We start from the raw sequence: 24,901 nt of genomic DNA, 5'->3' as shown, positions 1-24,901 counted from the left end.
CCGCTCACGCGCGGGCCACCCGGGTGGGAGCTACACCGCGGCGCCCACCCGTAGCCGCTGCCACACCTCACGGGTGGCCGTCGACCGGTTCAACGTGATGAAGTGCAGGCCGGGTGCGCCCTCGGCCAGCAGCTTCGTGCTCAGCTCGGTGGCCACCTCGACGCCGACGGCGCGTACCGCCTGGGGGTCGTCGGCGACCGCGCGCAGCCGCTCGGCCAGGTCGGCCGGGAAGGCCGCGCCGGACAGCTGCGCCATCCGCTCGATCTGGCTGACGTTGGTCACCGGCATGACGCCCGGGATGATCGGCACGTCGCAGCCCGCCGCGGCGGTGGCGTCACGCAGCCGCGCCCAGTCCTGCCAGTCGAAGAAGAACTGCGTGATCGCGTAGTCGGCGCCCGCCCGGCACTTGCGGATGAAGTGATGCACGTCCGAGGCGAAGTCGGCCGAGCGCGGGTGCTTCTCCGGGAACGCGGCCACCCCGACGCAGTAGTCGCCGCTGTCCTTGAGCAGCCGCACCAGCTCCTCGGCGTAGTGCAGCCCCTGCGGGTGGGCGACCCACTCGGCCTGCGGGTCGCTGCCCGGCGGGTCGCCGCGCAGCGCCAGCATGTTGCGCACGCCCGCGTCCGAGTAGTGCCCGATGACGTTGCGCAGCTCGCCGATCGAGTGGTTGACCGCGGTCAGGTGCCCCAGCGGCAGCAGCGTCGTCTCGGTCGCGATGCGCTCGGTGAGCTGCACCGTCGTGTCCCGGGTGCTGCCGCCCGCGCCGTACGTGATGGAGACGAACGACGGCTGCAGCGACTCCAGCTCCCGGATCGACTGCCACAGCACGCGTTCGCCGTCGGCGGTCTTGGGCGGGAAGAACTCGAACGAGAACGTCGGCTCACCCGACGTCAGCAGCTCACGCACGGTCGGCCGGGGTCCCGGCATGGTCGATGGAGCACGCAGCGTCACCCTGCCGACTCTATCGGCCGACCGGCCTGAGGAGCGGTTTCGTCCCAGTGCGTGGTGCGCCCCGCCCACGTGACCGTGCTCACCGGCCCCTCCCGCCCCGCGCGCACCCGCCCCGACCGGCGCGCTCACCGCGGCTCCTCGCCGGTGAGGAACCAGTCCGCGAACGAGGCCGACCCGCGCCCCACCGCCGGGTGATGGCAGGCGGCGAGCAGCCCGCGTTCGGCATACCGCCGCGCCGGGCAGGGCCACGGCAGCTCGCACACCCGGCAGCGGTGCACCGGCGGCCGAAACCCCGCACCCGGCACGTGGTCGTGCAGCAGCCGCGCGGCCAGCCGCCACATCAGCGGCTGCGCCACCTGCTCCGGTGGATCGAGCGGCGGGTTCTCCCAGTCGATCGGGGGCAGATCCATCAAACCCTCCAGGATGTACGCGACGAAGGGCACCGGGGCGGCGCAGGCCATGGGAGTGACGCGCCGCCCCGGCGGCTCGTCCGGTGTTGGGAGTGCCGTCCACCAGCGCGAGCCCGTTCATCACAGCGAAGATTCCGCCCCGCGGGAGGGGCCAGCACAAAAATGTAAAGGGGCCAGGGAACTTCGAGTCCTTACGCGTCCTCTACCAGCGCGAATATCTATGTCGCGGCCCGAGCGCTCGCCATCACGCGGGGTCAATGGCTGTCAATAGCCCAATCATCGAAATGTGCGATCAGGCGACCGGCACGGGTGCGCTCGTCGCAGGGATGAACCCGGCCGCAGCACCGGCAGCAGCCGGTGCCGTCCCGGCGGTGCAGTCGCAGCAATTGGTACGCATACGCCGCCTGTGCATCGGCATACGCACCGAGCGCTCGGACCCTGCTGGGAAGCCTGCAACGCGGGCACGGGCGCGGCGCGCTCAGGGCACGCCGTGATCGACGCGACGCAGGCGTGGCCGAGGCCGTGTTCGCCTGCATCGCGCGCGACCACCGCTGGGACCGCCAGGTCGACGACTGCGGCGACTACCTCGCCCGCCTGGTCCGCGACCTGGACATGGATCTCACGCCGATCATCGATCTCTTCTGGACGGCCGACCGGGACCTCGACCTCGACGACGAGACCTCCTACGACGAGGGCTCCTTCCACGTCACGCTCAGAGTGCTGGAAACGCTCGGTCACGCGGGCGACCGCCGGGCGGTGGCCGCGCTGCGGCAGGCCGTCGCCGAGGCCGGCCACTGGATGACGGTGCTCGACGAGATCACCGGGCGGTGGCCCAGGCCGAGCTGGGACGACCTCGACACCGTGGTGCTCGCCCGGCTGACCCCGCAGGACGAGGAAGACGTGCTGGGGTTCCGGGACCCCTGGACCACCTGGGCGCAGCGGCATACCCGGATCAAGGACCTGACACGGCGGACGGCCGAACGCAGCGCACGCCCGCCGACGCCCGCCCCACGCCCCAACGATGTGCTGGTCGCGGTGCTGACCGACCCGCTGGCGTCGCGCGGCGAGCGGTCGGCTGCGGTGCGGGAGTTGGCCCGGTCCGCGCCGGAGCCGCGGTTGCTGGATCTGGCCGAGGACCTATTCGGGACGCCGCTGCTGCACCGCGCGGTCTCCCGGCTGGGCCCGGCCGCGATCGGCCACGCCAGGGTGTGGGCCCAGGACGGGCGGATGCACCGGTTCGGCGCGGCCCTGCTCGCCAAGCATGGCACTGAGCAGGACATCCCCCGGCTGATCGAGGCCTGGGACAGGTGGTGGGAGGCCGACGAGTGGTGCGGGTTCGACGTCCTGGCCGACGGCTTCGCCCGCTTCGGTGCTGTCGCGGCCGATGCCGTGCCGCGGCTGCGGGCGATGTGGCAGTGGACTCCGCACTCGTACGAGCGGACGGCCTGCCTGCGGGCACTGCTGGCGGTCGACCCCCTGGCCGCCGAGGTTCCGCTGGTGCAGGGCCTGTTCGACAGCGAGAGCGGTGTGCGCGAGTTCGCCGCGGCCCATGTCCACCTCGACCATGTCACCAGGACGGTGCTGGACGGCCTAGTCCACGATCCGATCGAGAGGCCGGAGGTCCGGCAGCTCGCGGCGACCCGGCTCGCCTCGCGATGATCGTTGTCTCGGGTCGGAAAGTGAGGCCGGACCGCGCTTTCCGACACGAGACAACGTCATGGCCCGTCGGTGGCGCGCTGGGGCGGCCGGACTGTCGTACGCGGACGGTAGAAACGGGTCGGCGCATGGGGGCCTGCGCCGGGGGTCGGCTGTGTCCGGTAACGCCGTGGGACGAGCCTGGAGGCCGCCGTGTCCCGTCCACCGCTGGGCAGACTGATCGCCGATACCCGACGCCGTCGCGGGTACAGCCAGACCAGGCTCGCCGCGCTGCTCTGCGCGGCGGCCGGGGTCACCACGGTGACCAGGCACGAGGTGAGCCGCTGGGAGCGGGGTGACCGGCTGCCCGGCGCGCAGTGGCTGGCCTGGCTCGCGCTCGTGCTCGACCTGCCGCCCGCTTGGCTGGCCGCCTCCGCGCGGCCGGTCGACCGGCCGGTTCCCGTCGACGGCGTCACCCGGTTGCACCAACTCGCCGAGCAGTGGCTGCGCCACACCGTGCACGGCGACGCCGCGCCGGGCGAGTCGCGGGGCTCGTCGGACCAGCGCGCGGCGGGGCAGCTCGATCGGCACATCGCCGAGCTGCGGCGGATGGACGATCTCGTGGGCGGGGCCGATCTGGCCCCGGTCGCGCGCCGGTGCTGGGTGCAGGCGGCGGACCGGCTGCACCGCGCCCGCGGCGTGGATCGGCGGCGGCTGCTGCGGCCCGTCGCCGAATTGGCCCAGCTCGCCGGGTGGACCGCCGCCGACGCCGGGGACCGGGTGACGGCGCTGCGGGCATACCGGGCGGGGCTGGTGCTGGCGATGGAGGCGGGCGATCCGGCGCTGGGCGCGCACGTGCTGGGCGGGGCGAGTCATCTGCTCTGCGAGGCGGATCCGGGGGCGGCCTGGCGGCTGGCCCGGATCGCTGCGGCGGGTGCCCGCCGGGACGGCAGCCCCGGCCTGCGGGCGCTGCTCGCGCACCGGGCGGCGCTGGCCGCGGCACGGGCCGGGGACGGCCGCGCCGCGCAGGACGGCCTGCTGGTCGCCCGGCGGCTCGGCGACCGGGTGCGAGCGGAGCACGAGCCGTCCTGGCTGTACTGGCTGGACCAGGCGGAGCTGGCCGCGATGGCGGGCCGCTGCCTGGTCGCGCTGGACCGGCCGGCGCGGGCGCTGCCGCTGCTGGAGCAGCCTGCCCTGCGGCGGCCTCGCCGCGGTCAGCCGCGCACCCGCGCGGTCTATGCGGGCTGGCTGGCCCGTGCCCTGCTCGGCGTCGGCGAGGTGGAGCAGGCCTGCGCGGTCGGCGCGGACGCGGCGGTCGAGGCGGTGCGCGCCGGGTCGGTGCGAGCGGCCGAGCAGACCCGCGAGCTGTCGGTACGGCTGGCGGCCCGACCGCAGACCAGGGCGGTACGTGACTTGAGTGAACTGATCACCCAGCTCACGTCATACCTACCGGGGTCATCCACACGGCCGGGAGTGAACTAAGTTCGTCCCATGACCATTCACCCGGTGGACCGGGCCGCGCTGCGTCCGCGGGTCGAGAAGGCCCTCGCGGTCTTCCTGGCCGACCGCCGGGCGCACATGGCGGGCATCGACGCCGGCCTGGGCCCGCTGGCAGACGCCGTGGAGGCTTTCGTGCTGGGCGGCGGCAAGCGCCTGCGCCCGGCCTTCGCCTACTGGGGTTACCGCGGCGCGGGCGGCGAGGACCGTGACGACGTGGTGTCCGCGCTGGCCGCGCTGGAGCTGGTGCAGGCCAGTGCGCTGATGCACGACGACCTGATGGACGCCTCCGACACCCGCCGCGGCGAGCCCGCGGTGCACCGCAGGTTCGCGATGCTGCACGACCGCGAGCGGTGGCAGGGCGGGGCGACCGGGTTCGGCGCCGCGGCGGCGATCCTGCTCGGCGACCTGTGCCTGGTCTGGTCGGACGAGATGCTGCACGGGAGCGGGCTCGACCCGGTGACCGTGGCGCGGGCGCGGCCGGTCTTCGACCTGATGCGCACCGAGGTCATGATCGGGCAGTACCTCGACGTGCTCACCCAGGCGTCTGCCGACACCTCGGTGGAGCGGGCCTCGCAGGTGGCCCGGTTCAAGTCGGCGAAGTACACCGTCGAGCACCCGCTGCTGCTGGGGGCCGCGCTGGCCGACGCCCCCGAGGCGCTGAGCCGGGCCTACTCGTCGTTCGGGCTGCCGCTGGGCGAGGCGTTCCAGCTGCGTGACGACGTGCTCGGGGTGTTCGGCGACCCGGTCGCCACGGGCAAGCCGGCCGGGGACGACCTGCGCGAGGGCAAGCGGACCTACCTCATCGTCATGGCGCTCGCGCACGCATCGCCCGCGGATCGCGACACGCTCGCCGCGGCGCTGGGCAGCGCCGACCTCGACGAGGCGGGCGTGGCGCAGCTGCGCCGGATCATCACGGAGTCGGGCGCGCTGGCCCGCACGGAGGCGTACATCGCCGAGCTGACCTCGACGGCGCTCACGGCGCTTGCGGCCGCGCCGGTCGAGCCCGAGGCGGCCGAGATGCTGCGCGAGCTGGCCGACGCCGCGGTGCACCGCGCCGCCTGAGCCGCGGCGGTTACCGCAGCACCTGCCGGAAGCTGTCGTAGTGGTCGTCGGTGTAGTAGAGGTCACCGTCGCGGCCGGCCACCAGCCGCCGCGCGCCGCGGTCGCGTGAGCCCGGCGTGGGCACCGTGTACTCCCGGTAGTAGCCGCGCGGCTGCTTGGGCAGGATGCCCTCCAGGTTGCCGAACACGGTGCCGTCCTTGTCGTACGGGAACGGCCCGTTCGCGTCGATCAACGCGACCGTGGCGACCGCCTCTTTGGGCAGCTCGCGCAGGGGCACCGTGGGCAGCCCCGACACCGAGGTCCGGCCGGCCGACGCGGCGGGTGCGCCGCCGTCGCCTGCGGGCGTCAGGGCGGTACGCGCGCAGTAGCCCACCAGCGCCATGAGGGCGATCAGCAGCACCGCCACCGCAGCGGCGATCGTGATGTTGCGCCGCGTCGCGTAGCTGTCCACATCAGGGAGTGTGCGGTGTCGCGTGGTCGCGATCAAGGACCGTGGAATCATCAACGGGTGCTCCCCCACGCCACCTCCCGTGCCACCGCCGCCCTGGGCTGCGTCTCGGGCGTGCTGCTGGCCGTCTCGGCGTACCTGGCGGGCGCGTTGCCGGGCGGTGATCCCGGGCCCGGACTGCGGTTGGGCGGGTTCGGCGCGGTGCCGGGGAGTTTCTCGCTGGGGCTGGCGTGCTGGCTGGCCGGGATGGCCGGCTGGACGGTCGCGTGGTGGCGGCTGGGCCGGGCCGGTGAGCTGAGCTCCGGGCCGGCGTGGCGGCTGCTGGCGATCGGGGCGGCGTGGGCCGCTCCGTTGCTGGTCGCGCCGCCGCTGGGCAGCCGCGACGCTTATGCGTACGCCTGCCAGGGCTGGCTGTGGCGCGCGGGCCTGAACCCGTACGCAATGGGTGTCGCCGACGGCGGCTGTCCCTGGACCGCATCGGTGCCCGAGCTGTGGTGGCACACCCCGACCCCCTACGGCCCGGTCGCGGTGCTGCTGACCGGGGCCGTGACCGGCCTCGGCGGCCTGCTCGGCGCGCTGGCCGGCCTACGCCTGCTCACCCTCGCCGCGGTGGCCCTGCTCACCCTGGCCCTACCACCCCTCGCCCGCGCCTGCGGCGTCCCCGTGCCCGCCGCCTACTGGCTGGCCCTGCTCACCCCCCTGACCGCCGTCCACGCTCTCTCCGCCCTCCACAACGACGCCCTCGTCGCCGCCCTCACCGTCACCGCCCTGACCGTGTCCCTGGCCCACCGCCGCCAAGATCACGACGATCTTGCGGGAACTGTTGCCCCTTTGCCCGATCCGGGCGTGTCGTCCCCACAGTTCGCGCAAGATCGTGCCCGCGTGGGTGGGGCGGCGGCGTGGTGGGGAGCGGTCGGGGTGGGGGTTTTGGGGGCGGGGGCGGTGGGGGTCAAGGTGACGGCGGTGGTGGTGGTGCCGTTCGTGCTGATCCTGCTGGGGCGGCGGTGGTGGGCGGGGGCGGTTGCGGGGGTTGCTGCGTTTGCCGGGGTCAGTGCGGTCAGTGGGTTGGGGGTCGGGTGGGTTTCGGCGCTGCGGGGGACCGGGGAGCTGGTGCAGTGGAGTTCGCCGCCGACGGCGGTCGGCATGGCCGCGGGGTATGTGTTGCGGCTGGTCGGGCGGGGTGAGTGGGTCGACGCGGCGGTGGCCGTGGGGCGGGCGCTGGGGTTGGTGGCGCTGGCGGCGGTCGGGGTGTGGGGGCTGGTGCACGCGTGGCGGCGGCGGGGCGACGCCGGAGCGGTGGTGCGGGCGTGCGGGTGGGTGATGGCCGCGACGGCGCTGCTGGGGCCGGTGTTCTATCCCTGGTACGCGCTCGCGCCGCTGGCCGTGCTGGCCGCGGCCGAGACGGATCCGCGGCGTCGGCGGTGGCTGGCCGTGGGGGCCGTGGTCTGCGCGTTGCTGACGCTGCCGAACGGGCTCGGGGTGCCGGTGCTGACCAAGGCAGTGGGCGCGTTCGCGGTCACGATCGCGCTGATCGTCGCCGCCGTCCGGTCCAGACCCAGAGCGACAGCGTGAACAGCACCAGCGCGAAACCGAACACCAGATCCTCGACCGGGGCGTACGCGATCCGCAGGCCCGTGATCGCCTCGGGCGCGTAGCGGACCACCCCGCGCCCGGTCAGCACCCCGTTGCTGAGCAGCTGGAACACCAGCACGATCGGATACGTCGCCCAGAAGACCGGGCTGAGCAGCACCCGGGTGCGCAGCACCAGCAGGTCGACCGCCACCGCCCCGGCCAGGCCGAGCGCGGCGGCCGCGGTGTACGTCACGAGCGCCCGGCCCGGTCCAGCACCTTGCGCACGGCCTCGAAGCCGAGGATCGCGCACAGCGGCACCGCCAGGAAGAACAGCAGCTCCTCCAGCGGCATCCCGCCGGGCAGCCACACCCCGAGCACCTGGTCGTGATCGAAGGACCAGTGCCCGGCCGCGATCGCGGCGAGGTCCCACGCACCGAACACCAGCACCACGGGCACCGCGACCAACAGCAGCCGCCGCCACTGGCGCAGCACCCCGACCCGCAGCACCGGCTCCAGCCACAGCGCGCACAGCAGGCAGCCGAGCAGCACCGCCAGGTACGCGTACACCGTCAGAAGGCCACGGCCTGGGCCCGGCGCTTCACCTCGCGGGCCTTGTCGCCGCCGAGCGCCGCCGCGGGCGTCCCCGGAAGCGTGTCGTCGGCGGTGTAGAGCCACCGCACGGCCTCATCGTCGTTGAACCCGGCGTCGCGCAGCAACGTCAGCACGCCGGGGAGGTGCTTGAGCACGATGTCGTTGGCCACCAGTTCCGCCGGCACCTGGCGCACGCCCTCATGGCGTACGGCCAGCAGCGAGCCGTCCTTGATCAGCTGGTGCACCTTGAGGATCGACAGGCCGAGGCGCTCGGCCACGTCCGGCAGGGGCAGCCAGGTCGTGGGTGCGTCGGTCGTCGAGTGCGAAGTTTCGGCCACCTCCACACCTTGCCACGTCGCCGACCGGGCCCACCACCGCATCCCCGTCCCGGCCGCCGTGGCGGCCGAGCAGAGGAGCCTTTGATGAATCCCTGGCAGACGTTCAAGCGGGAGATCGACGGCGCGCGCCGTTCGCTGCGCTACGATCTCGCCCGGCGCCGGATGAACGGCGACACCGCCGAGATGCCCGCGGTCGGTGACGGGCCTGCCCCGCAGCCGCCCCAGGCCCGCCATCGGGTCGTGCTCGCCGCCGGCGTGCTGGTGCTCGCCTCGGTCGGGGTCGGCGGCTACTACGCGATCGCGGCGGGGGTGGACGCCCTGCTCGGCGACGAGCGCCAGCCCGGCGCCCTGCCGCACGTGAACGTGCCCGCGGGCTCCGCGGACCCGGTGCCGTGGCGGCAGGCGAACGCGACGCCCACCCCCACCGATCGGGTGAAAGACGTCCCGGCCGGCCGGATCGTCACACCGGGTCCCAGCCCGCGGCGTACGCCCCCGCCCACGCCCACGGCGACCCCGTGCGACTGCGAGTCGTCGCCGACGCCCTCACCGTCGCCCAAGCCCTCACCGTCGCCCAAACCGTCGCCGTCGCCGTCGCCGAGCCCGTCGCCTTGCCCCAGCCCGTCCGTCTCGGCGTCCGCGTCGGCGTCCGCGCTGGCGTCGGCGTCCTCGATCGTGATGCCGGACACCTCGCACCCGGTGGACCCGGTTCCGCAGGACGCCCACGAGGACCCGGCGACTCCCTGACATGCTGCAGAAACGCCCGATCGCGACGCGATCGCACGCGCGGGTGTACGACGCAGGCCACCACCTGACTTAGACTGCGCTGCGATGGACACTCAGGTCGCCGATCCACTACTCGGCACACTCGTCGACGGGCGCTACCGCATCCGCGGTCGCGTAGCTCGTGGTGGCATGGCGACCGTCTACACGGCAGTGGACGAGCGCCTGGAGCGCACCGTCGCTCTGAAGATCATTCACCCGGCGCAGGTACGCGACGCCGCCGGCCAGGCGTTCAGCCTCGATCGCTTCACCGACGAGGCCAAGACCATCGCCCGGCTGACCCATCCCAACGTCGTCGCGGTCTACGACCAGGGCACCCACGCCGGCCTGCCCTACCTGGTGATGGAGTACGTGCGCGGCCGCACGCTGCGCGACATCCTCGCCGAGCGCCGCCGGCTCACCCCGGTCGAGGCCCTCGCCGTGATGGAGCAGGTGCTCGCGGCGCTGGCCGCGGCGCACCGCGCCGGCCTGGTGCACCGCGACGTCAAGCCCGAGAACGTGCTGGTCGCCGAGGCGCCGACCGGCGGCAGCCACAACCTCATCGACGCCGTCGCGAAGGTGGCCGACTTCGGCCTGGCCCGCGCCGTCGAGGCAAGCGCGGACGACTCCAGCGGCGGGCAGCTCATGGCGACCGTCGCCTACGTCGCCCCCGAGCTGGTCACCGACGGCCACGCCGACCCGCGCAGCGATGTGTACAGCGCCGGGATCGTGCTGTTCGAGATGCTCACCGGGCGCGTGCCCTACGACGCCGAACGCCCGGTCGACGTGGCCTGGCAGCACGTGGACCGGGACGTGCCGCCGCCGTCGCGCATCGTCACCGGCCTGCCCCCGGCGCTGGACGAGCTGGTCGCCTCGGCGACCCGCCGCTCCCCCGGCGGCCGCCCCACCGATGCCGGCGCGCTGCTGGCGGCCGTGCAGGCGGCCCGGGAGAACATCACCGCGAGCACCACCACGCAGCGGATGCGGCCGGTGGCGCAGGAGACCGTGGTGGTCAGCCACGTCGTGCCCCACGAGCGCCCGTCCTGGGCCCGGCTGCCCGACGCGCAGCCCGCGCCGCGCTCGCGCCGCCGCGCCCCGGCACCGGCACCGACCGGGCCGCTCGACCGGATCAAGGCGAAGTACCGGCAGCTGATGGCCGACCCGCGAGGCCGTACGGCGCTGACCGCCGGCGCGGTCGTGCTGGTGCTGCTGGTGCTGACCGGCGGCTGGTGGCTGGGCTTCGGCCGCTACGAGGTGACGCCGCAGCTGATGAACCTGACCAAGGACCAGGCCATCACCACGCTGGCGAGCGCCGGCTTGAAGTACGAGTTCCTGGAGCCGCAGTACCGCGAGCAGGTGCCCAAGGACGTCGTGCTCGTGCAGAACCCGCCGCCCGGCGAGCGGGTGGTGCGCGGCGGCACGGTGACCCTGACGCTGTCCAACGGACCCGAGCGTTATCTGGTGCCCGACGTGGTCGGCAAGTCCTGGGAGCTGGCCGTCGCCGACCTGCAGGCCGCGCCGCTGAAGCTGAAGGCGGTCCAGGCCGGGGAGAAGTACGACGACCTCGCCCCGAAGGGCACCGTGCTGTCGACCGATCCCAAGGCCGACACCGAGGTCCCCCCTGGCACCGAGGTCAAGGTCGTGGTCAGCAAGGGCAAGGCCCCGCTGAGCGTGCCGTTCGTCGAAGGCAAGTCGATCGCCGAAGCCACCGACATCCTGCAGAAGCTTGGCCTGCGGGTGGTCGTCGAGCGGATCGACTCCGACAAGCCGTTCGACATCGTGGTGAAGCAGACCCCCGCCAACGGTGCCGGCGCGGAACCCAATGACGAGGTGAAACTGCAGGTCAGCAACAATCAGAACGTCAAGGCGATGCCGGAGGTGCGCAACGCGCGCTGCGGCGACGCCGAGAGTCTGCTGGCCTCGCTGGGGCTGCAGGTCGAGGTCCGCGGGGTGCTCGGCGACAAGAACTGGTTCAAGGTCGTCAACCAGGACCCCGCCCCGAACACGGCGGTACAGCCGGGACAGCATGTGGTGATCGAATGTCAGCTGGGATGACGAACGCGGTGGGCGCGCACGCGCCGACGGCCGGCGGGCTGGCCAAGGCCGCCCTGGCGTACATCGACGCGGTCTCGGCCGCGGCGGTCCAGGTCTACGTGGGCAACCCGCGCGGCTGGGCCCGCCCGGCCGGTGACCCGCGCCAGGACGAGGCCTTCACCGCGGGTTGCCACACCCGGCAGGTCCCCGCATACGTGCACGCCTCGCTGCTGGTGAACATCGGCTCCCCCACCGCCGCGACGGTCGAGCAGTCCCGCGAGGTGCTGGCACACGCGCTGCTGCGGGCCGCCACGATCGGCGCGCAAGGGGTGGTCTTCCACGCCGGGTCCTCGGTCGACGCCGAGCACGCCCCGGCGGCGATGCGCCAGGTGCGCGAGGTGCTGCTGCCCCTGCTGGACGCGCTGCCCGACGACGGCCCCCGGCTGCTGGTCGAGCCCAGCGCGGGCGGCGGGCGCTCCCTGGCGGCCCGCGTGGAGGACCTGGGGCCGTACCTGGACGCCGTGGACCGCCATCCGCGCCTGGGCGTGTGCTTCGACACGTGCCACGCCTGGGCGGCCGGGCACGACCTGGCCAAGCCGGGCGGCATGACGCTCACCCTGGACACCCTGGTGGAGGTGTGCGGTCCGGACCGGCTCGGCCTGGTGCACGCCAACGACTCCAAGGACCCGGTGGGGTCCACTCGCGACCGGCACGAGGCCATCGGCAAGGGCCTGATCGGCGCGGAGGCGTTCGCGGAGATGTTCCGCCACCCGGCGCTCGCCGGGGTGCCGGTCGTCGTCGAGACACCGGGTGAGACCCATGCCGCAGACATTTCCCTGCTCAGGGGCTTGCGCTAGGCATTTCCTTTAGGGCACCCTTACTGAGGCAAGGCTTGCTTGATTCGGAGCCTCACTCCTCCAGTGCCGAAGGGTCCCTGCTGTGTTCGTGTGCATCTGTGAACGGGTTCGAGAGTGCGAGGTGCGCTCGGTGATCCGCGCGGGCGCGCGCTGCGAGGACTCCGTCGGCCAGGCATGTGGCGCCGGGACCGGGTGCGGCTCGTGCATCGACCGCATCTACGACCTGATCGACGAGGAGAACGCCGACACGCTCGTGTCTATGGGTGCATAAGCGGACAACCCGCGTAGATTTACCCCCTATACGAGAGTTCCCGTGGGGGGTTACTTCACCATGCAAGGCGACGCCCGAGTCATAGAGTTCCTCAACGAGCAGCTGACCGCTGAGCTCACCGCGATCAACCAGTACTGGCTGCACTACCGCATGCAGGAGAACTGGGGCTACACGAAGCTCGCGAAGTACACCCGGCACGAGTCGATCGACGAGATGAAGCACGCGGACCGCCTCGCCGAGCGGATCCTGTTCCTCGACGGCCTGCCGAACTTCCAGAAGCTCTTCGCGCTGCGCATCGGCGAGACCGTCAAGGAACAGTTCGAATGCGACATGAAGGTCGAGGTCGAGGCCGTGGAGCGGCTGCGCCTCGGCATCGACTACATGCGCTCGGTCGGTGACGTGACCTCGGCCAACATCTTCGAGGACATCCTCAAGGACGAGGAGCACCACATCGACTACCTGGAGACACAGCTCGGCCTGATCGCGAGCCTCGGCGAGGGCCTCTACCTGCAGAACGTCACGGAGCACCCGGAGCCCTGACCGACAGGAACACACCCGAAGACCACAAACGGGCCGGTGCGTCACGCACCGGCCCGTTCCCGGTGTCCGAGAGGGGATCAAGCGCGGAATGCGGTCGCCAGCACGTCGATCGCCCGGTCGATGTCCGCGTCGTCGACGTCGAGGTGCGTGATGAGCCGGCCGGTGCGCGGCCCCAGGGCACTGACCAGCACTCCCTGCTCCCGTGCCCGGGCGGCCAGGGTGGGCGCGTCCAGGGCGGTCTTGGCCAGGTCGAGGATGACCAGGTTGGTGCGCACCCGGTCCAGGTCCACCACGCCGAAGGGCGCCAGCGCTTCGGCCAGCCGCCGCGCCCGCACGTGGTCCTCGGCCAGCCGCTCCAGGTGGTTGTCCAGCGCGTAGACACCCGCCGCGGCGAGGATGCCCGCCTGGCGCATCCCGCCGCCCATGCGCTTACGGATCCAGCGCGCCTTCGCGATCTTCTCCGCACTGCCCACCACCAGCGAGCCGACCGGCGCGCCGAGGCCCTTGGACAGGCACACCGACAGCGTGTCGAACAGCGCGCCGTACTCCGCCAGCGGCACCCCGTCCGCGATGTGCGCGTGCCAGATCCGGGCCCCGTCGCAGTGCATCGCGATCCCGGCGGTGTCGGCGACCTCGCGCAGGCCGCGCAGCGTGTTCAGCCCGATGACGACGCCGCCGGCCATGTTGTGGGTCTGCTCCACGGCCAGCGCCCGCGTCGGCACGGCGTGATACCCGTCCGGGCGGATCATGGAGGCGACCTGGTCCACGTCGATGAGCCCGCCGGCGAAGGGCCAGGTGCGGCTGGAGATGCCGCCGATGGCCGCGGCCGCGCCGATCTCGTACGTCACCACGTGCGCGTTCGCGTCGCACAGCAGCTCCTGCGCGGGCGGCACGACCAGTTGCAGCGCGATCTGGTTGGCCATCGAGCCGGTCGGGGCGAACAGCGCCGCCTCGTGCCCGAACATCGCGGCGACCTTGCGCTCCAGCGCGTTGACGGTCGGGTCCTCGGCGTACACGTCGTCACCGACCTCGGCGGAGGCCATCGCGGCCCGCATCGCGGCGGTCGGCTTGGTCACGGTGTCGCTGCGAAGATCAACCATCTGCGTCATACCCCGTTCCTACCGCATCGGCCCAGGCGGCCGCCGAGCGGTCCCGGCCGATTCCGGGCGGTGATCGCCGTTTCCGGTCAAGATCTGCGGTCTGAGCGCAGATCTTGACCGAAAACAGCGATCATGCTCCAGAAGGCGCGGCGGGCGGGTCAGCCGCGGAGCATCTCCGCGACCAGGAAGGCCAGTTCCAGGGACTGCTGGGTGTTCAGGCGGGGGTCGCAGGCGGTCTCGTAGCGGCCGGGCAGGTCGGAGTCGACCAGGGCCTGCGCCCCGCCCAGGCACTCGGTGACGTCCTCGCCGGTCAGCTCGATGTGGATGCCGCCCGGGTGGGTGCCCAGCATCTTGTGCACCTCGAAGTAGCCCAGCACCTCGTCGACGATCCGGTCGAAGTGGCGGGTCTTGTACCCGTTGGACGACTCGTGGGTGTTGCCGTGCATCGGGTCGCACTGCCAGACGACCTTCGCGCCGTTGTCGCGCACCGCCTCGACCAGCCGGGGCAGGCTGTCGCGGACCTGGTGGTTGCCCATCCGGCTGATCAGCGTGAGCTTGCCCGGGATGTTGTCCGGGTTGAGCATCTCGCACAGGCGCAGCGCGTACTCGGGCGTGGTGGTCGGGCCGAGCTTCACGCCGATCGGATTGGCGATGCGGGAGATGAAGTCCAGGTGCGCGCCGTCCAGGTCGCGGGTGCGCTCGCCGACCCACAGGAAGTGGCCGGACAGGCCGTACGCCTGCCCGTCGGCGATGCGGGTCAGCGCCCGGTCGTACTCCAGCGCCAGCGCCTCGTGCGAGGCGTAGAGGGTGACCGTGCGCAGGGCCTCCTCGTCGGTCATGCCGCAGGCGCGGATGAACGCGAGCGCCCGGTCGATCTCGCGGGCGATGGCCTCGTAGCGCTCCCCGAAGGCGGAGGTGCGCACGAAGTCACGGTTCCAGTCGTGCACGGCGTGCAGGTCGCCCAGGCCACCGCCCAGGTACGCGCGCAGCATGTTCATCGCGGCGGCCGCGTTGGCGTACGCCCGGATCATGCGCTGCGGGTCGGCGACGCGGGCCTGCGGCGTCGGCTCCAGCGAGTTGATCATGTCGCCGCGGTACGCGGGCAGCCCCAGCGAGTCCAGCGCCTGCGAGCGCGGCTTGGTGTACTGCCCGGCCACCCGGGCCACCTTGACCACCGGCATGCTCGCGCCGTACGTCAGCACCACGGCCATCTGCAGCAGGGTGCGGGCGTTGGCCAGCAGGTGGTGCTCGGTGTTGTCGGCGAACGTCTCGGCACAGTCGCCGCCCTGCAGCAGGAACGCCTTGCCCTCGCACACCTGCGCGAGCCGCTGGCGCAGCTGGTCGACCTCGTAGGGCGCGACGACCGAGGGCACCGAGTCCAGCACCCGGCACACCTGCTCGACCTCGCTGTAGTCCTCCCACGGCGGCATCTGCGCCCGCGGCAGGGTGCGCCAGTGGTCCAGGCCGAGGTCTTCCGCCGAGGCGAGGCTGGTGGGCCGCCCGATGGTGACGCCGGACTCGCCGGGCTGCCGGTTGTCGCCCAGTTCGAGACCGGGGTGCCTGAGCTCATGCCATTCGTGGCGCATGGCCTCAAGGGTAAGGCCGTGCCCGCTGCCCACCGCAGCCGACGTGGCGCATTCCGCACGCTGAGATCACCCTGCGCGAACGTGTCGCCACCAGGGCGCGGCCTCGTTGATCGAGTATGAGCGAGCACCGCGAGCGAATCATGTCAAAGACGCGTCATGGCGACGACGAGCGCAGCGAGTATGAGCGAGCGCAGCGAGCGAATCATGTCGAAGATCCGTCTGGCGACGACGAGCGCAGCGAGGAGGAGGCATGACCACCTTGCCGCGCCTGGCGGAGTACGCGCCGCACCGGATCGTGTCCGACATCGACCTCGAAGGGCACGTCGTACCGGGGCTGACCGGCGAGTTCTTCCGCCGGCCCGAGGACGGGCGCACCGCCACCGTGGGGCTCTACCGCTACCTGGGCACCGAGCTCTTCATGGCCTGGGGGTACGTCGGGGAGGAGCACTGCCGGTGGACGGCCTACCGGCGCACCGACGGGGCCTGGGGCCCGCCGCACCCGGGCTGCCCGCGCGTGCGGCGCAGCGGCGAGCTGCTGGAACTGGACCTGGACGGGGAACGGGTGGCCCTGCGCACCGCCGCCCGACCCGGCAGCAGCACCGGATCGGGCGGTTGCGCCGCACCGCCGCCGGCCGTCCGCGACTCGTCGCACACAGCCGACAGCGGGTTCGCTCCGTCCGCCGGGTCGCCCCGGCAGCGGGTCTCTCAGCCGGCCGCCTCGACCGCGACGGCGACCTCGCGCCGTACGTAGACGATCGACGTGACCGTGATGGCAAGGCTGGTGACCAGGGCCATCGAGTGCAGCACGGGGTCGGGGATGGGCACGAACGCCAGCACTCCCGCCGGGATCTGCACCAGCCCGATCAGCAGCATCAGCGCTGCCGAGCGGCGGCCGCGGGACCAGGCGAAGGCGGTCCACACCGGAGCGGTGACGACCGCGAGGGTGAGCACGTCGAGGATCGCGTGCAGCACGGGGTTGGTGACCTTGTCGTGGGCGTACGCGTAGGCCGGGGCGGAGATCATGAGGGCGGCGAGGGTGGTCCCGATGACTGTTGCGGCACGTCGCATGGCCGTCTCCTTGCGTGTGGCTCCGAGGGCGGAGCTACGGGGCCGGGGGTTCGGCTCAAACTCCCTGTTCCGAGCCTAAAGCGACGGTCTGAACAGCAGGAACCCCCGCAGGCGTGAATGAGCCTGCGGGGGTGACGGGATCACGCGTCCGTGGTCAGGCGGCCTGGTCGGCGATCTCCTTCGCCCGGTCTCGGGCCGCTTCCAGCGCGGCCAGGAACGCGGCGCGCACGCCGTGGTTCTCCAGCTCGCGGATGGCAGAGATGGTGGTGCCCGCGGGCGAGGTGACCGCCTCGCGCAGCTTCACCGGGTGCTCGCCCGAGTCGCGCAGCATGATGGCCGAGCCGATCGCGGTCTGCACGATGAGGTCGTGCGCCACCTGGCGCGGCAGCCCGAGCAGGATGCCCGCGTCGGTCATCGCCTCGACCAGGAAGTAGAAGTACGCCGGACCGGAGCCGGACAGCGCGGTGACCGCGTCCTGCTGGCTCTCCGGGACCCGGATGGTGCGGCCCAGCGGCGAGAACAGCTCCTCGGCGATCCCCAGGTGGTGCGCCGTGGCGTGCGGCCCGGCCGAGATCGCCGTCATGGCCTCGTCCACCAGGGCGGGCGTGTTCGTCATGACCCGCACCACGGGCGTGCCCTCGGCCAGCCACTTGGTGAAGAACCCCGTCGGCAGGCCCGCGCACAGCGAGATCACCAGCTTGCCCGCCGGGATCTGCGGCCCCAGCTCGGCCATCAGCGCCCCGGCGTCCTGCGGCTTGACCGCGATCGCCACCACGTCGGCGGCGGCCACCGCCTCGGCGTTGTCCAGCACCCTGATCCCGTACCGGTTGCGCAGCTGCTCGGCCCGCTCCTCCCGCCGCGCCGTCGCGACGATCTGATCCACCGGCCACCCGGCCTTCACCAGCCCCGACAGCAGCACCTCCCCGATCTTCCCCGCCCCGATCACGGCAACGGTGTACATCCGTGCTCCCTCCAGAAAGCGAAAGCGGGTCGATCATGAAGTTATGGACGCGACACACCGTCGACCCGTGCCATAAGTTCATGATCAACCCGCTCAAGGGTTGACCGCGGCTCAGCCGAAGAAGGCCTCGGCCTCGGCGTAGCGGTGCGGGGGGACGGTTTTGAGTTCGCGGGTGGCGTCGGCGAGGGGGACGCGGACGATCTCGGTGCTGCGCAGGGCCACCATCTTGCCGAAGTCGCCCTCGTGGACGGCGTCGATGGCGTGCAGGCCGAAGCGGGTGGCGAGCACCCGGTCGAAGGCGGTGGGCGTGCCACCGCGCTGGGTGTGGCCCAGCACGACCGCGCGCGCCTCCTTGCCGGTGCGCTTCTCCAGCTGGTCGGCCAGCCAGTTGCCGATGCCGCCGAGGCGCACGTGGCCGAACGCGTCCAGCTCGCCGTTGAGGGTGATCAGGTCACCGTCGGTCGGCATGGCGCCCTCGGAGATCACGATGATCGGCGAGTAGTTGGTCTTGAACCGGGTCTCCACGTGCTCGACGACCTTGTCCAGGTCGAACTTCTGCTCGGGGAGCAGGATCACGTTCGCGCCGCCGGCCAGGCCCGCGTGCAGCGCGATCCAGCCCGCGTGGCGGCCCATGACCTCGACGACCACGGTGCGGTGGTGCGACTCGGCCGTGGTGTGCAGCCGGTCGATCGCCTCCATGGCGATGTTGACCGCGGTGTCGAAGCCGAACGTGAAGTCGGTCGCGCCCAGGTCGTTGTCGATCGTCTTCGGCACGCCGACGACGTTGACGCCCAGCTCGGTCAGCTTGGTGGCCACCCCGAGGGTGTCCTCGCCGCCGATCGCCACGAGCGCGTCCACGCCCATGTCGGCCAGGTTCTGCTTGATCCGCTCCACGCCGCCTTCGATCTTGAAGGGGTTGGTGCGGGACGAGCCCAGGATCGTGCCGCCGCGCGGCAGGATGCCGCGGACCTCAGGGATGCCCAGCGGGCGGGTGATGCCCTCCAGCGGTCCCTTCCAGCCGTCGCGGAATCCGACGAACTCGTGCCCGTAGGTGCCCACGCCCTTGCGGACCACGGCGCGGATGACCGCGTTGAGACCGGGGCAGTCGCCGCCGCCGGTGAGTACGCCGATACGCATTTTCTCGTCCTCCCGATTACGGGTAGTCAGTTGCCGGGCCCCGGGAGACGAGTGATCACGGCTACGTTGCCGGCCGGGGCGGGCCGCAAATGCGCACTGTACTGGGATCACCGGGCTTAGGCCAGCACGCCCCGCCGCTGTCCGGATGTCGGGGCCGCAAGCCGTTCACCAGGCGAGCGCAACAGTGTCGTCATGGCAAGGTTACCCGTGCGTGACACGCCCGCGGCACCCCGGGCCGTGCCGTCCCGGCCTGTCACCGGGCATTCACCCGGCGTCCACCGCGGGCGGCTTGGCGTCCTTGCGCTTACGCGCCGTCATCGCCCGGAAGCGGGCCAGGTTGTGCCGGGCGTCGACGAGCGCGTCGTGCCGGGCCGTCGCCGCCTCGGGCAGCGTCGGGCGCCCCTTGTCGTCCCACAGCTGGCGCAGCTCCTTGGTGAAGCGCGGAATGGCCCGGGGCAGCGTCACCATCGCCCCCCACAGCTGGGCCAGGCACACGTGGTCGTACGCGCCGTACCAGGCCCACAGCTCGATGGTCTCCTGCGGGCGGCCCTGCAGCGGCTCGGTGAGGAACTCCAGCAGCTCGGTGCGGATGCGCTCGCGCGAGCGCCACGCCTTGTCCGCCGGGGACGGCAGCAGGTTGAGCACGTTGTCGCGCACCCACGGGATGGCCCGGGACGGGTCGAACTCGGTGGAGACGGCGTAGAACTCCCGCCCGAACTCGTCGACCACGCCGATCGAGACCAGGTCGATGGTGACTCCGTCCTCGATGAACTCGCAGTCGTAGAAATAGCGGTAGGCCACGTCTTCCCCTGTCGTGAGGATCTCTCCTGTACGCCCGGCGTCGCGGACCCCTACCCTGACGCCATGACGTTCTCGATCGTCGCGCGTTCAGCCGACGGGGCCGCACACGGGGTCGCCGTAGCCAGCAAGTTCCTGGCCGTGGGCGCGGCCGTGCCCGCCGCGGAGGCCGCCGTCGGCGCACTGGCCACCCAGTCCTACGCCAACCTGGCCTACCGGCCGCAGGGGCTGGCGCTGCTGCGCACCGGCACCGCGCCGGGCGACGTGGTGGCCGGGCTCACCGCCGCCGACCCTGGTCGCGAATCACGCCAGCTCGGCGTCGTGGGCCGCAGCGGCGACGGCGCGACGTACACCGGAGCGGACTGCCACGGCTGGGCGGGCGGCCGCACCGGCGACGGGTACGCCGTCCAGGGCAACATCCTCACTGGGCCGGAGGTGGTCGCCGCGATGGAGACCGCCTGGCTGTCCTCGGCACCGTCGGCGGCGCTGGCGCGGCGGCTGCTCGCGGCGCTGCGCGCGGGCGACGGCGCGGGCGGTGACAAGCGCGGGCGGCAGAGCGCGGCGCTGCTCGTGGTCGCCCCCGGCCAGGGCTATGGCGGCACCAGCGACGTCGTGGTGGACCTGCGCGTGGACGACCACCCCGACCCGTGCGCCGAGCTGGCCCGCCTGCTCGACATCCACACGCTGCTGTTCGACAAGCCCGACCCGGCCACCCTGCTGCCCCTGCGCGACGCCGTCGCCGCCGAGGTGCGCGCCCTGCTCGCCGCCCGCGGCCACGCGCAGTCCGATCTCGACGCGGCCCTGTCCGACTGGGCCGGCATCGAGAACCTCGAGGAACGCATGGTCCCCGGCCACATCGACCCCCTCGTCCTGACCCACCTCCGCGCCTGAACGAAGGAAGGGCGCCTTCACCTCGCCATACGTTGCAGAAGGTGCCCTTCCTATCGCTCAGTCGTCGAGCAGGGCGATGCGGGCCTGGTCGAGTGCGGTGCGCCAGCGGTCGACGGGGGCGTCGGGCGCGGCGCCGGCCAGGCGGCGGGCGCAGGCGTCGGCCTCCATCGCCCAGCGGAAGCGCAGCAGGGTGTCGAGGCTGCCCTCGATCTCCGCGACCGGCACCGGGCCGCTGTCCTCGTACGCCGACAGCAGTTCCTGAGCCCGTGCCGGGCCGCCGGCATGGCGCACGGCCGAGGCCACGTCGTACATCAGCGGGCCGAACCGCGCGCGACCCCAGCTGACCAGCCCGATGCGGCCGGTCGCCGGGTCCAGCCGGAACGCCTCCGGGCGCGGGTCGCCGTGCAGCGGGCCGACCGTGAGCCGGTCGGTGACCTGCAGCTTCGTCAGCGCGGTGACCGCACCCGTGATCGCAGGGCGTAGCCAGCCCGCGACGGACAGATACGGCGCGTCCGGACGCAGCGGATGCCAGGCGGGCAGGCCGGGGTGCCGGAACCCGGCGAGCCCGCGGTGCGCCGCCCCGAGCCGGTCGCCCCACCACTGCTGGTCGACCGGGTCCGCGCCGTCGAGCGGGCGGCCGGGCACGAACTCCAGCAGCGCGAGCACGTGCTCGTCGGCGGGCACGCACAGCGCGCCGTCCGCGGCGCGCACCGGGGCGCCGGTGTCCAGACCCTGCCGGGCGAGATGTTCGGCGGCGGCCAGCCCCGCCTCGAATCGAGGGCGCTCCACGCCCGCGACCAGGACCGCCAGGTACCGCCGGTCACCTGCGGCGACCGACCTGGTCGATGTCGTCGGCTCACCGTCCAGCGGAGTGCAGCCGTCCGGCTGAAGGTGCCATGCCGTCCGAAGTGTCGTGCGGATCGTATCGTCAGCCAGCACGGGCGGATTATCACATGTGGCAGCACGCTGTCGTATCCGTCGGAGGTGTCTGCGTTGCGGTAGATCCGGCAATGGACAGTCTCCGATGGCGACGCACGGAGTGGACGTGGCGGCTCACGCACGCGATGATCTGTCCAGGGTTGCGCCGACGAACACGACCGTGTGCGTCGGCGGGGGTGGGACACGGAAGGGGTAGGCGGTGGAGATTCGCATTCCGGAAGCTGCGGACGCGCTCACCGGGGTCGACATGTTCGCTGGTCTGGAGCCTGAGGTACGGCAACGGGTGATCGCCGCGGCGGTGCCCCGCACCTTCCGCAAGGGGCAGTTGCTGTTCGTCGAGAACGACCCCGGCGAGTCCCTCATCGTGCTCAAGCGCGGATCGGTGGCGGTCTTCCGCACCTCCCCGACCGGCGAGCGCGCGGTGCTGTCCGTGATGCGCCCGCCGGACGTGCTCGGCGAGGTGTCCCTTCTGGACGGTGCGGCCCGCTCGCTCTCGGCCGAGGCGCTGGAGGACTGCACCGCGCTGGCGCTGTCGCGCGGCGCGTTCATGGAGCTGGTGCACTCGAACCCGCGCATCCTCGACGCGGTCATGCGCTCGCTGGGCGCGCTGATCCGCCGGCTCACCGAGCAGAACGCCGACCACGTCTTCCTCGACCTGCCCGGCCGCGTCGCCAAGACGCTGGTGCGGCTGGCCGGGGAGAGCCAGGCTCCGATGATCACGATCGAGCTGAACCAGAGCCAGCTGGCCGAGATGGCGGGCGGCTCGCGGCAGAGCGTCAACCAGGCGATCGGCTCCTTCGCCAGCCGGGGATGGCTGCGCACCGAGGGCCGCCGCATCGTGGTGATGGACGTCCCCGCCCTGCGCCGCCGCGCGGGCATGCAGGACCGCTGACGCCGAGGATCATCTGATCGAGGCTCCGCCCCGCACGGGGACGGAGCCTCGATCCGTTGCGGCGCAACCGGTTCGGCCTCTACTGAACCGCTTTACCTGACGCGGGCCCGGCCCTAGTATGGGAGCGCTTCCATTGACGGCCGTTCCCATCGCCCGCGATGTGCCCGCATCGCTGGGACGCGGCCGCGTTCCCAAGGAGTCCCCATGTCCCGTTCTCCACGGCGTGCCCTGCTCGCCGCGCTGGCGGCGGTCACGGCCACGCTGGCTCTGGCCCTGCCGTTCGTCGGCTCGCCCGCCGCCCAGGCGGCCGACCCGCGCGACAGTTTCGTCACCCGCTGCGGCATCCGCTTCTGCCTGGACGGCAAGCCCTACTACTTCGCCGGCGCCAACACCTACGACGTGTTCACCTTCGGCTACGACTGGCTGCCCGGCGAGCAGTACGTGGACAAGGCCAAGATCGATGCGCACATGACCCGGCTGCAGAGCGACAACGTGTCGGTGCTGCGGCTGTGGATGTTCAGCCACGAGGACTGGATGGGCTTCGAGGCAGCCGAGGGCGTCTACACCGAGGAGGCGTTCATCCTCTTCGACTACGTCATGAAGTCCGCCCGGGACCACAACATCCGGCTCATCCCCGTCTTCGAGAACTTCTGGGAGGCGTACGGCGGCATCGACAAGCGCCTGTCCTGGGAGGGCCTGCCCACCGGATACGCCAACCGCTGGCGCTTCTTCAACAAGACCGCCTGCCCCGGCTGCTTCACGCAGTACCGCGACTACGTCACCAAGGCGCTCACCCGGGTCAACTCGTTCACGGGCGTGGCCTGGAAGAACGACCCGACGGTGCTGGCCTGGGAGCTCATGAACGAGCCCCGCTACCCCGACGCCACCCCCAACGAGAACACCACCGGCACCACCCTGCGGGCCTGGGTCGACGAGATGGGCGCGCTGGTCAAGAGCCTGGACCCGAACCACCTGCTGGGCACCGGCCAGGAGGGCCAGGAGACGAAGTACGGCTACGGAGGCGACTCCGGCGGCCCGTGGACCTACATCCAGTCCTCGCCGTACGTCGACTTCACCTCGGGGCACATGTACCCCACGGAGGGCTGGGCCGGCCTGAACTTCGCCTCGGCCCGCGCCCTGCTGCGGCGCTGGATCAGCGACGCGCACACCGTCGTCGGCAAGCCGTTCTTCCTCGGCGAGTGGAACGTGCACGACGACAAGACCACCTGGTGGTCCGAGATGTACGCCGAGATGGAGGCCTCCGGCGGCGACGGCGACGCGTTCTGGTGGTTCCCCGCCAACAGCAACTGCGGCGGGTTCGACTCCGGCCAGGGCTGCCCCGAGCACGCCGTGTTCCGGCAGCACTCGGCGAACATGAAGGCCAAGAGCGGGGTCGTCGACCCGTCGCCGAGCGCCAGCCCGTCCCGCTCGGCGAGCCCGTCGCCGTCCCCCTCGGCCAGCGCGAGCCCGAGCGCCAGCCCCAGCCGCAGCGCGAGCCCGAGCGCCAGTCCCAGCCCGAGCCGCAGCGCAAGCCCGTCGGCCAGCACGCCGCCGAGCCCCAGCGCGTCAGCCAGCCCGAGCACCGGGACGAGCTGCCGGGCGGTGTACCGGATCGACAACTCGTGGCCCAACGGCTACAACGCCTCGCTGGTGCTGACCAACACCGGCAGCACCACGTTCACCAACTGGGTGCTGACCTTCACCCTCGGCAGCGGCCAGGTGATCGTCAACGGCTGGAACGGCACATTCACCGGCAGCGGCGGCACGGTGACGGTCACCGCCCCCGGCTGGGCCCCGAACCTCGCCCCGGCGCAGAGCTGGACGGTCAGCTTCACCGGCTCCGGGCCGTCCACGGCCCCGAGCAACGTGAAGCTCAACGGGGTGGCCTGCAGCGCCGGCTGATCGGACGGGCAGGGGGCGGGCCGGTCACCCGGCCCGCCCCCTGCGTCACGTCGTGCACCTGGCCATGGTGTGCGACGGCGGTGATGCCGCCGTCAGGCGGTCACGGCTGGTCGTCGGTCTCCGCGTCCGGGTCGTCCGCGGGCGGCGCGCCAGGGCCCACCCACGCCTTCTCCTCGGCGGGCGGCGCACCGGGGCCGACCCACGCCTTGTCACCGGCCGGCGGGGCACCGGGGCCGACCCACGCCTTCTGCGGCTGGTCGGGCGTCGGCTGGATTTCGGTCATGTTCTCCACCACTCCCTGCTCTTCGAGCTCCGCGAGGGTGACCGCGTCGATGTCCACAAGCTCGCCCACGCCGTGCGCGATCCCGAAGGGATCGGTCCAGGCGAGCGCCAGTCGCACCAACATCGTTCGGCCTCCCACGTACGACCATCGATTGGTTAGCGTCCGCTGGCAGCGCGCACCGGCGGCCCACCTCGGCGGGACCCCCGATTACTCGCCATCAGCGCCACACGAGACCCCGGCGCGCAGGCCGCGGTCTGTCAGTGCACGAAACTGTAGCCGCGCGGCGGTGTTGGCGCGGACCCCTTGTCGCGTTAGCTACAGCGGTAAGGAATCGACCCGGGTGGTCAGGCCATACTGGACCTCCGGCGACCTGGCG

The 24,901-nt window shown here is 72.3% G+C and carries 27 protein-coding genes; 13 read left to right on the top strand and 14 right to left on the bottom strand.

The genetic code is table 11. The annotated features are described in order from the left end of the window. Positions 1-30 precede the first annotated feature (30 nt). Both metF and F9C41_RS11385 read right to left on the bottom strand, forming a co-directional pair. Entirely contained in the window at positions 31-951 is a 921-nt protein-coding gene (gene metF / locus F9C41_RS11390) for a methylenetetrahydrofolate reductase [NAD(P)H] (RefSeq protein WP_155386654.1), read from the bottom strand. Positions 952-1,076: 125 nt separating this feature from the next. Then, the gene (locus F9C41_RS11385) at positions 1,077-1,361 is read right to left on the bottom strand and encodes a hypothetical protein (protein ID WP_155386653.1); all 285 of its coding nucleotides are present in this window, start codon (positions 1,359-1,361) and stop codon (positions 1,077-1,079) included. Positions 1,362-1,871: 510 nt separating this feature from the next. Between F9C41_RS11385 and F9C41_RS11380 the strand changes: the two genes are divergently transcribed. From F9C41_RS11380 to F9C41_RS11370, 3 genes are all read left to right on the top strand, one after another. Further along, positions 1,872-3,020 (top strand): hypothetical protein, encoded by a 1,149-nt coding sequence (locus F9C41_RS11380; RefSeq protein WP_155386652.1) that lies wholly within the window; start codon positions 1,872-1,874, stop codon positions 3,018-3,020. 189 nt (positions 3,021-3,209) lie between these two features. Further along, complete coding sequence (locus tag F9C41_RS11375; RefSeq protein ID WP_155386651.1) at positions 3,210-4,478, top strand: transcriptional regulator; 1,269 nt, start codon at positions 3,210-3,212, stop codon at positions 4,476-4,478. Between the two features lie 9 nt (positions 4,479-4,487). Then, on the top strand, positions 4,488-5,558 hold the full coding sequence (locus F9C41_RS11370) for a polyprenyl synthetase family protein (protein ID WP_155386650.1): 1,071 nt from the start codon (positions 4,488-4,490) through the stop codon (positions 5,556-5,558). Between the two features lie 10 nt (positions 5,559-5,568). Here the strand turns inward: F9C41_RS11370 and F9C41_RS11365 are convergent, their stop codons facing one another. After that, positions 5,569-6,009 (bottom strand): guanyl-specific ribonuclease, encoded by a 441-nt coding sequence (locus F9C41_RS11365; protein WP_230689496.1) that lies wholly within the window; start codon positions 6,007-6,009, stop codon positions 5,569-5,571. A 57-nt stretch (positions 6,010-6,066) separates the two neighbouring features. On the opposite strand from F9C41_RS11365, the gene mptB reads away from it, so the two are divergent. Continuing rightward, positions 6,067-7,578, top strand: coding sequence for a polyprenol phosphomannose-dependent alpha 1,6 mannosyltransferase MptB (mptB, locus tag F9C41_RS11360; RefSeq protein ID WP_155386649.1), 1,512 nt, complete (start codon positions 6,067-6,069; stop codon positions 7,576-7,578). On the opposite strand, the gene F9C41_RS11355 is transcribed toward mptB, so the two are convergent. Genes F9C41_RS11355 through F9C41_RS11345 form a run of 3 tightly spaced genes read right to left on the bottom strand, consistent with a single transcriptional unit; the run spans position 7,523 to position 8,507 of the window. Beyond that, positions 7,523-7,831 carry a lycopene cyclase domain-containing protein gene (locus tag F9C41_RS11355; RefSeq protein WP_155386648.1) on the bottom strand — a complete coding sequence of 103 codons (309 nt, stop codon included), beginning with the start codon at positions 7,829-7,831 and terminating at the stop codon, positions 7,523-7,525. The two genes, mptB and F9C41_RS11355, sit on opposite strands and share 56 nt — an antisense overlap. Beyond that, positions 7,828-8,145, bottom strand: a complete 318-nt coding sequence (locus F9C41_RS11350; RefSeq protein WP_230689495.1) for a lycopene cyclase domain-containing protein — start codon at positions 8,143-8,145, stop codon at positions 7,828-7,830. Before F9C41_RS11350 ends, F9C41_RS11355 begins: the two co-directional genes overlap by 4 nt. A 2-nt stretch (positions 8,146-8,147) precedes the next feature. Further along, entirely contained in the window at positions 8,148-8,507 is a 360-nt protein-coding gene (locus tag F9C41_RS11345; RefSeq protein WP_144121504.1) for an Rv2175c family DNA-binding protein, read from the bottom strand. Positions 8,508-8,591: 84 nt separating this feature from the next. Between F9C41_RS11345 and F9C41_RS11340 the strand changes: the two genes are divergently transcribed. The 5 genes from F9C41_RS11340 to bfr all read left to right on the top strand — a co-directional run bounded on the left by F9C41_RS11340 (position 8,592) and on the right by bfr (position 12,968). Next, positions 8,592-9,251 (top strand): hypothetical protein, encoded by a 660-nt coding sequence (locus tag F9C41_RS11340; protein ID WP_155386647.1) that lies wholly within the window; start codon positions 8,592-8,594, stop codon positions 9,249-9,251. A gap of 84 nt (positions 9,252-9,335) precedes the next feature. Continuing rightward, complete coding sequence (pknB, locus tag F9C41_RS11335; RefSeq protein ID WP_155386646.1) at positions 9,336-11,321, top strand: Stk1 family PASTA domain-containing Ser/Thr kinase; 1,986 nt, start codon at positions 9,336-9,338, stop codon at positions 11,319-11,321. Next, positions 11,318-12,157, top strand: a complete 840-nt coding sequence (locus F9C41_RS11330; protein ID WP_407924684.1) for a deoxyribonuclease IV — start codon at positions 11,318-11,320, stop codon at positions 12,155-12,157. Before pknB ends, F9C41_RS11330 begins: the two co-directional genes overlap by 4 nt. Before the next feature lie 82 nt (positions 12,158-12,239). Further along, a complete protein-coding gene (locus F9C41_RS11325; RefSeq protein ID WP_155386644.1) occupies positions 12,240-12,428 on the top strand; it encodes a (2Fe-2S)-binding protein in 189 nt (62 codons plus the stop codon). Between the two features lie 42 nt (positions 12,429-12,470). Further along, complete coding sequence (gene bfr / locus F9C41_RS11320) at positions 12,471-12,968, top strand: bacterioferritin (RefSeq protein ID WP_330164750.1); 498 nt, start codon at positions 12,471-12,473, stop codon at positions 12,966-12,968. 77 nt (positions 12,969-13,045) lie between these two features. Here bfr and F9C41_RS11315 read toward each other — a convergent pair whose 3' ends face one another. Together F9C41_RS11315 and F9C41_RS11310 are read right to left on the bottom strand one after the other, a co-directional pair. Further along, on the bottom strand, positions 13,046-14,068 hold the full coding sequence (locus tag F9C41_RS11315) for a threonine aldolase family protein (protein ID WP_155386941.1): 1,023 nt from the start codon (positions 14,066-14,068) through the stop codon (positions 13,046-13,048). 158 nt (positions 14,069-14,226) lie between these two features. After that, the gene (locus tag F9C41_RS11310) at positions 14,227-15,654 is read right to left on the bottom strand and encodes a class II 3-deoxy-7-phosphoheptulonate synthase (RefSeq protein ID WP_155386643.1); all 1,428 of its coding nucleotides are present in this window, start codon (positions 15,652-15,654) and stop codon (positions 14,227-14,229) included. A 250-nt stretch (positions 15,655-15,904) separates the two neighbouring features. Here F9C41_RS11310 and F9C41_RS11305 point away from each other — a divergent pair, with 250 nt between their 5' ends. Further along, positions 15,905-16,405 (top strand): hypothetical protein, encoded by a 501-nt coding sequence (locus F9C41_RS11305; protein WP_155386642.1) that lies wholly within the window; start codon positions 15,905-15,907, stop codon positions 16,403-16,405. On the opposite strand, the gene F9C41_RS11300 is transcribed toward F9C41_RS11305, so the two are convergent. The 4 genes from F9C41_RS11300 to F9C41_RS11285 form a co-directional block, all read right to left on the bottom strand. Next, a complete protein-coding gene (locus tag F9C41_RS11300) occupies positions 16,360-16,722 on the bottom strand; it encodes a hypothetical protein (protein ID WP_120316155.1) in 363 nt (120 codons plus the stop codon). The two genes, F9C41_RS11305 and F9C41_RS11300, sit on opposite strands and share 46 nt — an antisense overlap. A 154-nt stretch (positions 16,723-16,876) precedes the next feature. After that, a complete protein-coding gene (proC, locus tag F9C41_RS11295) occupies positions 16,877-17,683 on the bottom strand; it encodes a pyrroline-5-carboxylate reductase (RefSeq protein ID WP_155386641.1) in 807 nt (268 codons plus the stop codon). 111 nt (positions 17,684-17,794) lie between these two features. Next, a complete protein-coding gene (locus tag F9C41_RS11290) occupies positions 17,795-18,820 on the bottom strand; it encodes a 6-phosphofructokinase (RefSeq protein WP_155386640.1) in 1,026 nt (341 codons plus the stop codon). Between the two features lie 264 nt (positions 18,821-19,084). Continuing rightward, positions 19,085-19,621, bottom strand: a complete 537-nt coding sequence (locus tag F9C41_RS11285; RefSeq protein ID WP_120316158.1) for a polyadenylate-specific 3'-exoribonuclease AS — start codon at positions 19,619-19,621, stop codon at positions 19,085-19,087. 63 nt (positions 19,622-19,684) lie between these two features. On the opposite strand from F9C41_RS11285, the gene F9C41_RS11280 reads away from it, so the two are divergent. Next, positions 19,685-20,509 carry a DUF1028 domain-containing protein gene (locus F9C41_RS11280; RefSeq protein WP_155386639.1) on the top strand — a complete coding sequence of 275 codons (825 nt, stop codon included), beginning with the start codon at positions 19,685-19,687 and terminating at the stop codon, positions 20,507-20,509. 57 nt (positions 20,510-20,566) lie between these two features. On the opposite strand, the gene F9C41_RS11275 is transcribed toward F9C41_RS11280, so the two are convergent. After that, positions 20,567-21,448 carry a phosphotransferase enzyme family protein gene (locus tag F9C41_RS11275; RefSeq protein WP_155386638.1) on the bottom strand — a complete coding sequence of 294 codons (882 nt, stop codon included), beginning with the start codon at positions 21,446-21,448 and terminating at the stop codon, positions 20,567-20,569. Between the two features lie 199 nt (positions 21,449-21,647). On the opposite strand from F9C41_RS11275, the gene F9C41_RS11270 reads away from it, so the two are divergent. After that, positions 21,648-22,340 carry a Crp/Fnr family transcriptional regulator gene (locus tag F9C41_RS11270; protein ID WP_120316161.1) on the top strand — a complete coding sequence of 231 codons (693 nt, stop codon included), beginning with the start codon at positions 21,648-21,650 and terminating at the stop codon, positions 22,338-22,340. Between the two features lie 204 nt (positions 22,341-22,544). Beyond that, positions 22,545-24,242, top strand: coding sequence for a cellulose binding domain-containing protein (locus F9C41_RS11265; protein ID WP_155386637.1), 1,698 nt, complete (start codon positions 22,545-22,547; stop codon positions 24,240-24,242). 100 nt (positions 24,243-24,342) lie between these two features. On the opposite strand, the gene F9C41_RS11260 is transcribed toward F9C41_RS11265, so the two are convergent. Then, positions 24,343-24,648 (bottom strand): hypothetical protein, encoded by a 306-nt coding sequence (locus F9C41_RS11260; protein WP_155386636.1) that lies wholly within the window; start codon positions 24,646-24,648, stop codon positions 24,343-24,345. Positions 24,649-24,901 lie beyond the last annotated feature (253 nt).

The organism is Catellatospora paridis, assembly GCF_009720365.1.
Taxonomy (GTDB): domain Bacteria; phylum Actinomycetota; class Actinomycetes; order Mycobacteriales; family Micromonosporaceae; genus Catellatospora; species Catellatospora paridis.
The sequence above is the reverse complement of the archived record's forward strand: the minus strand, read 5'-3'. Positions and strand labels throughout refer to the sequence as shown.